14 protein-coding genes are annotated in these 12,365 nt (G+C 71.0%); 5 read left to right on the plus strand and 9 right to left on the minus strand.

The features are described 5' to 3' along the window. Both HGG74_RS09970 and HGG74_RS09975 read left to right on the plus strand, forming a co-directional pair. A partial coding sequence (locus HGG74_RS09970; protein ID WP_246262808.1) for a DUF1326 domain-containing protein occupies positions 1 to 498 on the plus strand: 498 nt, incomplete at its 5' end. A gap of 137 nt (positions 499 to 635) precedes the next feature. Next, positions 636 to 1,391: a DUF2182 domain-containing protein gene (locus HGG74_RS09975; protein WP_246262809.1), complete on the plus strand. Its 756-nt coding sequence runs from the start codon at positions 636 to 638 to the stop codon at positions 1,389 to 1,391. A gap of 47 nt (positions 1,392 to 1,438) precedes the next feature. On the opposite strand, the gene HGG74_RS09980 is transcribed toward HGG74_RS09975, so the two are convergent. Further along, on the minus strand, positions 1,439 to 1,948 hold the full coding sequence (locus HGG74_RS09980; protein WP_168486209.1) for a hypothetical protein: 510 nt from the start codon (positions 1,946 to 1,948) through the stop codon (positions 1,439 to 1,441). 37 nt (positions 1,949 to 1,985) lie between these two features. Here HGG74_RS09980 and HGG74_RS21570 point away from each other — a divergent pair, with 37 nt between their 5' ends. Continuing rightward, a complete protein-coding gene (locus HGG74_RS21570; RefSeq protein ID WP_168486210.1) occupies positions 1,986 to 2,207 on the plus strand; it encodes a DUF2905 domain-containing protein in 222 nt (73 codons plus the stop codon). Positions 2,208 to 2,303: 96 nt separating this feature from the next. After that, positions 2,304 to 2,627 carry a hypothetical protein gene (locus HGG74_RS09990; protein ID WP_168486211.1) on the plus strand — a complete coding sequence of 108 codons (324 nt, stop codon included), beginning with the start codon at positions 2,304 to 2,306 and terminating at the stop codon, positions 2,625 to 2,627. A gap of 9 nt (positions 2,628 to 2,636) precedes the next feature. Here the strand turns inward: HGG74_RS09990 and HGG74_RS09995 are convergent, their stop codons facing one another. Together HGG74_RS09995 and HGG74_RS10000 are read right to left on the minus strand one after the other, a co-directional pair. Continuing rightward, positions 2,637 to 3,170 (minus strand): hypothetical protein, encoded by a 534-nt coding sequence (locus HGG74_RS09995; protein ID WP_168486212.1) that lies wholly within the window; start codon positions 3,168 to 3,170, stop codon positions 2,637 to 2,639. Positions 3,171 to 3,365: 195 nt separating this feature from the next. Further along, positions 3,366 to 4,091 (minus strand): hypothetical protein, encoded by a 726-nt coding sequence (locus HGG74_RS10000; RefSeq protein WP_168486213.1) that lies wholly within the window; start codon positions 4,089 to 4,091, stop codon positions 3,366 to 3,368. A 300-nt stretch (positions 4,092 to 4,391) separates the two neighbouring features. Between HGG74_RS10000 and HGG74_RS10005 the strand changes: the two genes are divergently transcribed. Further along, positions 4,392 to 4,835: an SRPBCC family protein gene (locus HGG74_RS10005; RefSeq protein WP_168486214.1), complete on the plus strand. Its 444-nt coding sequence runs from the start codon at positions 4,392 to 4,394 to the stop codon at positions 4,833 to 4,835. A gap of 264 nt (positions 4,836 to 5,099) precedes the next feature. Here HGG74_RS10005 and HGG74_RS10010 read toward each other — a convergent pair whose 3' ends face one another. From HGG74_RS10010 to dxs, 6 genes are all read right to left on the minus strand, one after another. Beyond that, positions 5,100 to 6,572 carry an ABC transporter ATP-binding protein gene (locus tag HGG74_RS10010; RefSeq protein WP_168486215.1) on the minus strand — a complete coding sequence of 491 codons (1,473 nt, stop codon included), beginning with the start codon at positions 6,570 to 6,572 and terminating at the stop codon, positions 5,100 to 5,102. Beyond that, entirely contained in the window at positions 6,572 to 7,309 is a 738-nt protein-coding gene (locus HGG74_RS10015) for an energy-coupling factor transporter transmembrane component T family protein (RefSeq protein ID WP_168486216.1), read from the minus strand. The genes HGG74_RS10010 and HGG74_RS10015 overlap by 1 nt, the downstream gene beginning before the upstream one ends. Before the next feature lie 12 nt (positions 7,310 to 7,321). Further along, positions 7,322 to 8,119: a phosphatidylglycerol lysyltransferase domain-containing protein gene (locus HGG74_RS10020; protein WP_168486217.1), complete on the minus strand. Its 798-nt coding sequence runs from the start codon at positions 8,117 to 8,119 to the stop codon at positions 7,322 to 7,324. A 76-nt stretch (positions 8,120 to 8,195) separates the two neighbouring features. Beyond that, positions 8,196 to 9,248 (minus strand): nucleoside hydrolase, encoded by a 1,053-nt coding sequence (locus HGG74_RS10025; protein ID WP_168486218.1) that lies wholly within the window; start codon positions 9,246 to 9,248, stop codon positions 8,196 to 8,198. Positions 9,249 to 9,262: 14 nt separating this feature from the next. Beyond that, positions 9,263 to 10,237, minus strand: a complete 975-nt coding sequence (locus HGG74_RS10030) for an aldo/keto reductase (RefSeq protein ID WP_168486219.1) — start codon at positions 10,235 to 10,237, stop codon at positions 9,263 to 9,265. A gap of 18 nt (positions 10,238 to 10,255) precedes the next feature. Continuing rightward, positions 10,256 to 12,241: a 1-deoxy-D-xylulose-5-phosphate synthase gene (gene dxs, locus HGG74_RS10035; protein WP_168486220.1), complete on the minus strand. Its 1,986-nt coding sequence runs from the start codon at positions 12,239 to 12,241 to the stop codon at positions 10,256 to 10,258. Between the last annotated feature and the right edge of the window lie 124 nt (positions 12,242 to 12,365).

Genomic DNA, 12,365 nt, shown 5'->3' on the forward strand with positions numbered 1-12,365 from the left:
CGGGGGTTCCGTTGCTGCGGAACCCCCGGGCGCCGCCGTCGCGCCGGAGCCGGGGACGACGCCGTGGCCGTCTTCCATGTCGCTCAGGGGGATGTCGACGGCACCGACTTGTCGGGCATCGACTTCGTCTTCTGCAACTGGTTCCCTTCGAACCTCAGCGCAGGCGGCTGGAAGGTTGGGGTCGTCATCGACGAAGCCGCGTCGGATGACCAGGCGGCGGCCCTCGAACGGATCCTGCGCGGTGATGCCGGCGGCCCGTTCGGAGACCTCGCGGCCCTGTACGGGGAATGGCTGGGCGTCGAACGCGCCAACGTCACCTTCTCCGACGGCGCCACCCCCTCCGGCTCGGTCGCGGGGCGCGTGGACTTCACCTTCGAGCCCCTGCCCGGGCCAGCGGGAGGAGCCACCACCGTCAGGAACGCAATGTTCGGATTCGCCCCCCGAGTTCCGGATCGGAAAAGCCCAGGCACACTCGGACCTGTTCGGCCTGGGCTTTGACGGCGTCTACGCCGAGAGCGCGGAGTTCACCTTCACCAGCGACATGGCCGAAGAGGCCCCCAGGGGCCGGGTTTGACGGCCGGCCGCACATGACACGCAGCAACCATCATCCGGGCCATGGCGCACGCCCACGCGCCATGGCCCGGATCGATCCGCGCGAGGCCGCGCTGGTCGCCGTCCTGCTCGCCCTGGCCGGCGGGAGCTGGATTTCCACGGCCACGCGGATGAACGGCATGGACATGGGGCGCTGGACCGATCCTGGTCCGCCGGCCTTCTTCCTCACCACCTGGGTCATCATGCTGGCGGCCATGATGTGTCCGTCGGTGGCACCCATGGTCGTCGCCTACGTACGGATCCACCGCCGCCGCAAATCGGGAAGGTACGCGCCGTACGGGTGCACGGCCGTGTTCGTGGCCGGCTATCTGGCCGCGTGGACGCTCTTCGGCACGGCCGCCTATGTACTCTACGTATCAGCCGCCGCGCTCTTTCCCGGGTTCCTGGCCTCGGAGCCGGGCGGCCGCTATCTGGCGGCCGGGGTGGTTCTGGCGGCCGCAGCCTACCAGCTCACCGGGGCCAAGGACATCTGCCTGATGAAATGCCGGACGCCGGTGGACTTCATCCTCCACCGCATGCGTCACGGATACTTCAGGGCGCTCCGCATGGGCGCCGAGCACGGGGCGTGGTGTGTCGGGTGCTGCTGGGCGCTCATGGTGGCCCTGTTCCCACTCGGGATGATGAACGTCGGCTGGATGGCGCTGGTGGGGGCGTTCATCGCGGCCGAGAAGATGCTCCCGTGGAAGCGGCTGGCCAGCCGTTCGGTGGCGGCCGCGCCGGCCGCAGCAGCGCTCGCTATCGCGCTCGTGCCCGCACCGATGCCCGCCATCGCCGGCTGACCAGCTGCCGGCTGCCGGCTGCCGCTGTGATGGTCGGGATCCGGCTGCTAGTCCTCGTCGGCGGCGCTGCGGGTCAGCCGCATGGCCTCACTGATCTGTGCCGCGGCGTGGTTTCCCGAGTCGAGGATCTCCCGGTACTCGGGAGGCACACAGATCTCGAACCGCTCATCGGCACCGAGCATCCGGATGACCACCAAAGCCCTGATCATCTCGACCGGGGGAAGAAGGTACCAGTACCCACCGGTCCCGATCTTTTGCTGGCCGCTGACGACACCCACGAGATCGTCGAGCGCCGACCAGCCCTCCAGCGGATTGCCGCGGTCTATCCGGAAAGCCGCCAGCCGCCCGCTTTCCAGATACCCCTTGTCCAGCCCTGGAGCAGAAGGCCAGTCGTATTGGGTCCATCGCGGCTCAATCTTCGCCCCGCCAAGGCCATCGATCTCTTCCAGCGGCCGGAGCTCGTACCGTGGGTTCATGCGGGTCTTCCTCTCCTCGCCCAGGCTCCCGTGTGCCGGCGGCACCAGCTGCGCCGGCCACTGGATCCGGTAGTCGATCAACTGGTGCCCATTATGGCCGACATGCTGGAATTGGTAAGTGCAACGTGATCTCGGTCCACTGCTGGTGGCCCTCGGGCTGCTGGTGGTCCTGGTGGGTGTGCTGGCGTGGAGCGGCGGACTGTCCTGGTTCGGCCGTCTTCCCGGAGACGTCCGGATCGAGCGCGAGGGCGTGCGTGTGTACGTCCCGTGGGTCTCGATGCTTGTGGTCTCCGCCGTGGTCAGCATCCTGATGTTCCTGGTGTCCCTCTTCCGCCGGTGACCTCATGCCTGCCGAACCTGCCGCCGAAGGGGATCCGGCCGGCTGGCGGTGTGCTGTGCCGCGTCCTGCGTCAGGCAGCGGTCGTAAGCTGGCCCTATGGAGGGATTCGGCGGCACCGGCTGGGAACCGGGCATCGATGAGCTGAAGGCGGCTGCGGCCCGGTTGGAGTCCGCGCTTGTCCGGGCGGTACGCGGCAAGGAGGACCCCTTGGCCGCGCCCGGGCGCCGGCGTATGTCGGTGCTGCCGCCGGACCAGCAGGAGGCGCTGGCCTCGGACCTGCACGAAATCCTGAACGACGTCGAGCGGTCCGACGCCGAGAAGGCCAACTCCCTGCTGCGGGCGCGGAAGATCGACCGGGAGGGAACGGCCTCCGGCATCCCCGTCGAGTTCCGGCGGCTGCGCGCCGCCGCCGGGCAGTAGCCGCAGGCGCTACCGCACCCGGCTGGTGAGCATCTTCTCGAATTCCTCGTCGGTGAGCGTGCTGATCTTCCGCAGTTCGGCGCCGAACCAGTTGATCCAATCGCAGGCCCTGGCCGCCTCCTCCCGGCGGCCGCGCCGCCACAGGTCCAGGGCCTCGTCCCACTTGCGGGCCGCCAGCAGGCGAAGGCTGCGGTAGCGGGCGGTGTCCGCCACCGCGTAGTTCTCCTCCTCCAGCTCCAGTTCCCGGCACAGGTTTCCGCCCCGGGTGTAGGCCTCCGGCTGCAGCCGGCCCCCGGAGGGGGCATACCGCGGCCGGTCCAGGACCGCCGCGACCCGTTCGGCGTAGGCGGCCTCGTCGGGGTCCGGGTACTCCTCCCAGCGGGCTGACGCCGCCTCCGACCACCAGTGCCGGTGCCGGTTGCCGTTCGCCCCCAGGCTCAGGCCGGGACCGGCACTGGTGCCGACGTACAGCAGCTCCCCGTGCCGGTCGTAGATCCGGTACAGGTACGTCAGCCGCCCTGTCTGGGTGTTCCGGTGGATCATGGCTCCCCCTCGACGTCGATCACCGGCAGCTTCCGGAGCCGGTGCCAGACTGCCATTGTCGCCCGGGTTTTCCGGGGTATGGGGCAGGAGGCATGATCAAACGTTTCCCCGGCGTGGCGTGTGCCAAGCGGCAGCCTGCACGCCTTCGTCCGGGCCGGCGGGATCCGGATGTACTGGGGGCGGCGGTCCGGATTGTCAGGGTGAAACCGTTTCGGCAGGCGGCGTGTTCGCCGCGGCGTCCAGCATCCGGCACACGTCCTGGACACCTTTTGCGCTGTTCTGGGTGATTTCGGCCGACACGGTTCCGGCGTCCGGCGTCTCCGGGGAGACGGTCTTTCCCGCAATCCTGCCCCCGGTGAAATAGACCATCCTGGGCAGCCCTTCCTTCTGGAATGCGCTGTTTTCCACGTCATCAAAGGCCGTGACCAGCGAGGGCCCGTCCCAGGACCAGATGGCGGTCAGGCCGTCCCGGGAACGCAGTTCGTAGCCGGGCCCGGATGCTTCCAGCTCATCCAGCCGCGCCCCGTCCGAGTCCCGCGACACGTCGAGCGTCAGGCCGCCCCTGAAATCGAGGCGCATGGATCCGTCCTCCTGGCGGCTGGCCTTGTACTCGGTCCTGCGGACGTCGCCGGCGGCTATGGTCACGGTCCCCCCGCAGGCCTCCACCTCGAAGGGCTGATAGTAATCCTCCGGGGCCGGCACGAACTTTCCCCCGGTATCCTCCTGCGTCCAGTCGGAAACTGCCGGGCCGCTGGTTGGCGCCGCACCGGGGCCGGACGGTCCCGGCGGGGTCGTATTTGCCCCGGGCGAGGCTGTTTGGGCCTGGTCTGCGCCGCCGGCGCATCCGGCGGCAAGCAGCCCGGCAAGAGTGAGCGCCGGGTAGAGCCGGCGGCAGCGGGCGGTGTTGTGGCAGGTAGGCATGGCTGACCGATTCTGTCCTGCTCTGCCCGGCAGGTGGGCGGCGGCAGGTGCCTGGCCCCACCCAGGGCCGGGACAGGGCTGGCCTGTATGGGTGCCGGGTTTGCCGGCGGACGTCTGTTCAGACGATGGGGAAGCCGGCGCCAATAGCTGTCCCGGGCCGGCCGCCGGTTCCGCGGTGCAGCAAATCTATCCAATGGAGAAGCACCTGTCACTGCGGGGGCCGGCGCGTTCTTCCGCGGCAGGCTGCCTCCGGGGTAGGGTCCAACATGACACGTCCCACGTACCGGAAGGATCCAGACCATGCCCAATGCCCTGACCATCACCCGGAATTTCCAGGCCCCCGTCGAGCAGGTCTGGGAGGCCTGGACCCGGCCGGAACTCTTCGCCGCGTGGTTCGGGACCGAGGCGGTCGAGGTGCCGCTGGAGACAGTATCGCTGGATGTGCGGCCCGGAGGAGCCTGGGCTGCGGAGATGCGGCTGCCGGACGGCAATTCCATCAACTGGACGGGCGAATACACGGAGGTCGACCCGCCCCGGCGCCTGGCGCTGACCATGAACGACGACCCGGCCGCCCCGGCGGACCCCTCCCCGGTCGTGGTCGAGCTCAGGCAGGCAGGCGGGGGCACGGAGATGACACTCACCCAGCCCCGCGGCGACTTCACGGACGAGCAGCTGGAGCAGACCAGAGCAGGCTATGGCGGTTTCTTTGACGCCATGGAGAAACTCCTCACCGGGCGGGGCTGACGCCGTACGCACGCGGCACCGCCAACGCCCGGGCTGATGCCCTCGCTCCAGGCGCAAGACCGGGTTCGCACAGACAGGGCGCCGTCCCGGTCGGGGCCGGACCGGGACGGCGCCCTGTCTGTTCCCTCGGGAGGGAAGCTGGTCGCCGGCAGGGCCGGCATCCGGTGCCATGGAAGCACTGTATGCTCCCTGACCTGTGAAAACCCTGCTGCCGGGCTGAGAGGGGATATGCCAAGGCGCCCCGCAGATCCCTGGACCGCCGGGCTAAGCACTCCGCTGCATGGCCCCTTCCAGCGCCACCGTCCGGTGGCAGTGGCTGCGGGCGAAGTCGGGATCATGGGTGGACAGCAGCACGGCGGCGCCCTGTTCCGCGGCCCGGGCCAGGACCTTCCCCAGCAGCTGGCGGCCGTGTCCGTCCAGCGCGACCGTCGGCTCGTCCAGCACCAGCACCTTGGGTGCGCGCGCCAGCACGGTGGCCAGCGCCACCAGGCGCCGCCGGGCGGCGGGCAGTTCGTAGGGGTGCGCCTCCGCGGACCCGGTGAGCCCGCAGGCCTCCAATGCCGCGTGCACAGCTTCCGGACCAGGCCGCGAGCGCGGCGACCCGAAGGCCACTTCCCGGCGGACGGTGCGTTCGAAGAGCTGGTCGGCGGGGTTCTGGAACAAAAAGCCTGCCACCGAGGCCAATGCCGCCACCGCCGCGGTGCCGGCGTCGAACCCTGCTACCCGCACGGTGCCGGCGTCCGGCCGGACGAGGCCGAGGGCCATTTTCAGCAGCGTGGTCTTGCCGGTCCCGTTGGCTCCGGTCAGGGCGACGCATTCGCCGGCGTGCACGGCAAGGTCCAGCCCGTCCAGCAGCCGGGGTCCGGCGGACGGGATGCGCTTCCGGCGGCCGGGCCGTCCGGGCGCAGGATAACCGAAGCCGACACCGCGGTATTCCAGCAGCACCTCCGCTCCGGACGGCGGAGCAGGCAGCGCAGCACCGACGGCGGTGCCGGGGACAACGACGCCGACGCCGGCCGCCTGCCGCCGGACCGGGTCCGGGCCGCAGGCCACCGGCGTCCCGTCCTGCAGCAGCAGCGCGTGGCTGGCGCCGGAGGCCAGCGCGTCCAGGGCCTGGGTGAGCACGACGACGGCAGTCCCGGCGGCGCGCAGTACCCCGACGGTAGCGGCAACCCGGGCCGCGGCGCCTTCATCCAGGCCCGCCAGCGGTTCGTCAAGCACTAGGACGCCGGCGCCGGAAACGGCGGCGGCGGCGATCGCCACAAGCCGTTCCTGGCCGCCCGAGAGCCGGGCCGGATCCCGCTGCAGCAGCGGCTCCAGGTCCAGCCGTGCGGCGACGGCGGCTATCCGGGCGGACATGGATTCCGGCGGGACGGCAAAGTTCTCCAGCCCGAAGGCCAGTTCCTCCTCCACCGTGGAGCGGATCATGGACAGGTAAGTGCGCGCGTCCTGCGGCACGTACGCCACGTGCCGCGCCCACTGGCGCAGGTTGACCACCGGCGGCTCGCCGCCGCCGTCGTACTCCACGGTCTGGCCGGCGAGGCGGATCCGCCCGGCCAGCCGGCCGCCGGTGCCGGCCGGCAGGTACCCGGCCATGATCCCGCCCAGGGTGCTCTTGCCGCTGCCGGATGCTCCGGCCACCACGGTAAGCGTGCCCGGCGCGACCGACAGCCGCAGTCCTGACAGTACCGGCCGCGTACTGTCCGGGTACCGGTAGCTGCCGACCTCCACCTCCATCAGGCGCCCCGCGGCAGAACCAGCAGCACCACGGCGGCGGCCGCCAGACAGGGCGCCAGCACGCTCACCGTCCGTTCCCACGGCCTGAACACCAGGCTGCGGTACTGGGTCCGGTCCTTTCCTGCGGGGAAACCGCGCAGCTGCAGGTGCACCGACCGCTCGGCGGCATCCTGGACGGCGGAGAGCACCAGCGGCACCGCCCGGAGCCGGGCCGTGCGCAGGCGCGCGGCAACTCCCCTGCCGCCGGCCCCGCGCACGGCCTGGGCGGCGGCGATGGCCCGAAGCCTGTCAGCGGTGGCCGGGACCAGGGCGAGCGCGGCGGCCAGGATGTAGCCCAGCTGGGCGGGAATCCCGGCGGCGTCCAGCGTACGGATCAGGCCTGCGCGGTCCACGGTGAGCGAGTACAGCAGGAACACCAGCACAAAGGCAGCGGTGCGCAGGCCCAGCCCGCCGGCCGCCGCCAGCCCCTCGGCCGTGACCCGGACCGGGCCGGCGGCCGCGAGCACATGGCTGCCGGTGCGGTCGAACAGGGCGTGGACCATCAGCTGGGACAGCCACAGCGGCGCCAGCACGGCCGCCGACAGCACGGCGAGCCGGCGGGCAGTGCCGGCCAGCGCCCCCAGGACCAGGGCCGCCGCGGCCATGCCCAGGCTGAGCCACCACTGGCTGGCCGCCAGGGTAACCGCCACGGCGGACGCCGCCAGGGCCAGCCCGGTGAACGGATGCAGTCCTGTCATGCCGACCTGCGGTCAGCTGCGTGCGCGCCGGGCGGCAGCCCGGGCCGGCAGCGGGAACTGCAGGCGGATCCGGCGCGGCAGGGCCATGACCAGCAGGGCCGCGACCAGGAAGGTGACCGCCTTGTCGGCCGGGTCCGAGATCAGCGCCTGCTTGGTCACCGAGGCCAGCAGCGAGTCCCCCATGGCCCGGAACATCGCCACCAGCGCTCCGGTGGCCGCACCCGAGGTGCCGCCGAAGACGAAAGCGGCCACCGGGGCGGAGACGACCCCGGCCACGATGCCGGTGATGAACCCGGCGACGACGGCGACATAGGGCCGCAGCGCGCCCAGGCGCGCTGCGCTGCCCGCCAGGAACCCGATCAGCGCGGCGCCGGCGGCAAACGGCAGCACGGTGGGGTTGAACAGCGACCAGACCAGCGAGCCAAGCACGCCCGTGGCGGCACCGGCGGACCGGCCGGCCAGGAAGCCGACCAGCACGGTGCCAATCGAGTCCAGGTACAGCGGCACCAGGGTGCTGCCGACGAACTGGCCCAGGACGATGTTCAGCACCAGGGCCGCGGGAATGAGGGCTACCACGGAGGTGGGCAGCTGCGGCAGGACGCCGGCCAGCAGCAGCACCGCACCGGCCAGGTAACCGGCGAAGGCGGCGACGGCGGGCCAGCTGGCCAGGCCGGCGGCGGCCTCGGCAGGCTGGAGCAGGACCAGCATCAGGTAGGTGGCGGCGATGACCAGTGCCCCGAGCAGGGGCAGCAGGCGGGCCCGCAGCGGCACGGCGGCGCCGGCAGAAGGCAGCGTCAGGGATTCGGACACAGGTTTTCCTTGGAGTTTCTTGGCGGATGCGACGTTCGCAGGACAGGCCTATGTCACCTCGACCCGGTCATCCAGCTTACCGGACCGGCACCGTCCGGTCCCCGCCCAGCCGCCTGGCCAGTGCCCCGATGGAGCCGAGCACTTCGTCGAACACTGCGGGCGGATCGTTCCAGGACACAATCCGGGCGTTCGGCTTCCGGCCCCACAGGCCGCGGAAGTCCGGTACCGTGGTGCCGGCCAGCAGGCCGGGGCCGGTTTCCACGTGCACGGTGGCGCTGCGGGTCCGGTAGTCCGCCGTGCCCGCTGCGACGGCGGCGGCGAACACGTCGTGGACATGGGCCAGGTAGCCCTGGTCGTAGTGCCGGTGGAACTCGAAGTAGAACCGCAGCGCATCGGAGAGCACCCGGATGAGCGGGACCGAAGCGGTGCTGCGCTTGCCCGGGGGGTCTTCGGGCAGCACCAGTTCCGGTTCCGCGCAGCCGGCTTCCCGGGCCAGCCTGGCCACGTGTCCGGGGCGGAGCTCGATCCGCTCGGTGGTTTCCAGCGCGCAGACAATCGGCAGGCGCTCCTCCGGCAGCCCTTCGAAGGCCGCGAACACCTCGGCGGCCGCATGCGGGTCCACGTGCGTGTTCCATTCGGCGGTAGGCGTGGTGTTGCCCTGGTAGTAGAAGGCGCCGCCCATGACCACTACCCGCTTGAGCAGTTCCGGCAGCCGCGGCTCCTTCCGCAGGGCCAGCGCGAAATTCGTCAGCGGCGCGGTCACGAGCGCGGTCAGCTCCCCCGGGTTCCGCCGCACGGCGTCGATCCAGAGGTCGACGGCGCCGGCCCGCGCGGTCTGCCCGGATGGCGGTGGCAGTTCGGCATAGCCGATCCCTTGCGGGCCGTGGGTCTCCGGCGTCGTCACCAGCGGTATCTCCAGCGGCGCGGCGGCACCGACGGCCACCGGGACCCCCGTCCGGCCGCACAGCTGCAGCAGCGCCAGGTTGTTGCGTGCCACCTGGTCGGCGGAAACATTCCCCGGTGTGCTGGCTACGGCCACGAGCTCCACCTGGGGCAGGCTCAGCAGGTACACCAGCGCCAGCGCGTCATCGATCCCGGTGTCGTTGTCGAACAGGATGCGTTCGGTCATGTGCCCGGCCACCGCTAGAAGAGGGCCACCTTGGGCTCGCGCGGGAAGATGTCGTCCAGCTCGGCCAGGTCCTCCTCGCTGGGGAACCAGGACACGGCCGCGGCGTTCTGCTGCACCTGTCCGGCCCGGGTGGCCCCGGCGATCACCGAGGCGACGGCCGGCTGGGCCGCGAGCCAGGAGAAGGCCACCTGGATCTCGGTCAGGCCGCGGTCGGCGGCGAAGCGGGAGAACTGCCCGAGCTGGGCCCAGTCCGCATCCTTGAGCAGGTTGGTGCGCGAATGGGTCAGCCGGCTGCCCTCCGGCGCCTGGCCGGCCCGGTACTTGCCGGTGAGCAGGCCGTTGGCCAGCGGGAAGTACGGCAGCACGCCCAGCCCGTACGCTTCGGCGGCGGGAATGACCTCCAGTTCGGCCCGGCGGTCGAGCAGGTTGTAGTTGCTCTGGCTGGAAATGAACGGGGTGTAGCCGCCGATCCGGGCGGTGAACTCCGCCTCGGCGATCTGCCAGCCTGCCCGGTTGGAGTGGCCGATGTAGCGCACCTTGCCGGAACGGACCAGATCGTCCAGGGCCGAGAGCGTCTCGTCGATCGGGGTCAGCGGGTCCGGAGTATGGAACTGGTAGAGGTCGATCCAGTCGGTGCCCAGCCGGCGCAGCGAGGCCTCGGCCGCCGTGATGATGTAGCGCCGGGAGCCGCGGGCGCCGAAGTCCCGGCCGTTGGCCCCGCGCATGTCCATGCCGAACTTGGTGGCGACCACCGCATCCGCGCGCCGGCCGGCCAGCGCCTTGCCCAGGTACTGCTCGCTCAGGCCCGGCTCCCGGCCATAGGTGTCCGCGACGTCGAAGAAGGTGACCCCGGCCTCGAGCGCTGCGTGCACGACGGCGTCGGTCCCCTCCTGCGTCTGGGTCGCGGTTCCGGGGCGGCCGAGGTTGTTGCAGCCCAGGCCCACCGCCGAGACGGTGAGTCCGGAGGTGCCGAGGCGCCGGTATTCCATGGCGGGGCGGTTTCCTTCCTACGGGATCTTGGGCAGCTGCCCGGTGGGCAGGTTCTGGCCCGGCAGCGGCCGGGCGAACGGCACCTTGGTGCCCAGCACCTGGGCGACGATGTCGTGGGTCACCTGCTGAGCGGTGAGCCCGACGCGTTCAAGCACTTCGGCGCGGGTGCCGTGGGCGAGGAATTCGACCGGCAGGCCCACCTCGTTCAGGGCCGTGTCCACGCCGGCGGCGCGCATTTCCTGCCGGATCCGGGAGCCCACACCGCCGGCCCGGACGCCGTCCTCGATCACGGTGACGATCCGGTGCCGGGCGGCCAGGCCGATGATCGAGCGCGGCACCGGCAGGACCCAGCGCGGGTCCACCACGGTGGAACTGATGCCCTGCGCGCCGAGCCGGCCGGCGACATCCAGCGCCAGTTCGCCCATCGCCCCCACACTGACGATCAGCACGTCATGGTCTTCGGCCGACAGGTCCGTGCCGGGGGGACGCCGGGCGAGCACGTCCACGCCGTCGGCCAGCCGCTCGATGGCCTCGATCCCGCGGCCCACGGAACCCTTGGAGTAGCGCACCACACTGGGGGCGTTGCCGATGGCCACTGCCTCGCGCAGTTCCTCGCGCAGCCGGGCCGCATCACGCGGCGCGGCCAGGTGCAGGCCGGGGATGATCTGCAGCATGGACAGGTCCCACATGCCGTGGTGGCTGGGCCCGTCCGGTCCGGTCACCCCGGCCCGGTCCAGCACCACGGTGACGCCGGCCTTGTGCAGGGCCACGTCCATCAGCAGCTGGTCAAAGGCCCGGTTCAGGAACGTCGCGTACAGGGCCACCACCGGGTGCAGGCCGCCGTAGGCCATGCCGGCGGCACTGGCCAGGGCGTGCTGTTCGGCAATACCGACGTCGAACACCCGGTCCGGATGCCTGGCGGCGAACTTGTGCAGGCCCACCGGGATGAGCATGGCCCCCGTGATGCCCACGATGTCTTCGCGCTCATCGGCGATGTCGGCGATCTCGTCGGCGAACACCGAGGTCCAGGACCGGGCGCCGCCGGCCGCCAGCGGCTCGCCGGTTTCCGGGTCGATCACCCCGACCGCGTGGAACTGGTCCGCCTCGTGCGCACGGGCGGGGGCATAGCCGCGGCCCTTCTCGGTCATGGCGTGCACGATGACCGGGCCGCCGTAGTTTTTGGCCTGCCGCAGCGCGTCCTCGACGGCGTGCTGGTCGTGGCCGTCGATCGGGCCGATGTACTTCATGCCCAGGTCCTCGAAGAGTCCCTGCGGGGCCCACCAGTCCTTGATCCCCTTCTTCGCCGCATGCAGGCTCTTGTAGGCCAGCCGCCCGACCAGGCCGCCGTTCTGCAGCTTGCGCTTCCACCAGTCCATGGTGTCTTCGTAGGCCTTGGCCGTGCGGAACCTGTCGATGGTCGAGCGCAGCGCGGCCAGCTGGTCCGCCAGCCCGCCGATGGTCGGGGCGTAGGAACGGCCGTTGTCGTTGACCACGATCACCACGCGCCGTTTCTTGTCCGCGGCGATGTTGTTCACCGCTTCCCAGGTCATGCCGCCGGTCAGGGCACCGTCGCCGACCACGGCGACGACGTACCGGTCGCCCTCGCCGGTCAGCTGCCGGGCGCGGGAGATGCCGTCGGCCCAGGACAGCGAGGAGGAGGCGTGCGAGCTTTCCACGATGTCGTGTTCGGACTCGGCCCGGTCAGGGTAGCCGGAGAGCCCGCCCTGCTGGCGCAGCGTCCCGAAATCCTGCCGTCCGGTGACCAGTTTGTGCACGTAGGACTGGTGGCCGGTATCGAAGACAATGCTGTCGCGCGGGGAATCGAAGACGCGGTGGATGCCCAGGGTCAGTTCCACCACACCGAGGTTCGGGCCGAGGTGGCCGCCGGTCCGGGAGACGTTGGCGATCAGGAACCGGCGGATCTCCGCCGCCAGGGCTGCCATCTGGCCGCCGCTGAGCTTGGTCAGGTCCTGCGGACTGCGGATTGTCTCGAGTAGACCCATGGAAGCCTTCCTAACGTTTGCTGCACTTTGCCCCCCAGCGCGGGCGGCACGCACGCAACCGTTCCCTGTCCGGGGCGTCGCGGGCATGCACCCAAACACTTAACCATAGCGCGCCGAAGGCCCC

This window comes from Arthrobacter mobilis (assembly GCF_012395835.1).
Classification (GTDB): Bacteria; Actinomycetota; Actinomycetes; order Actinomycetales; family Micrococcaceae; genus Crystallibacter; species Crystallibacter mobilis.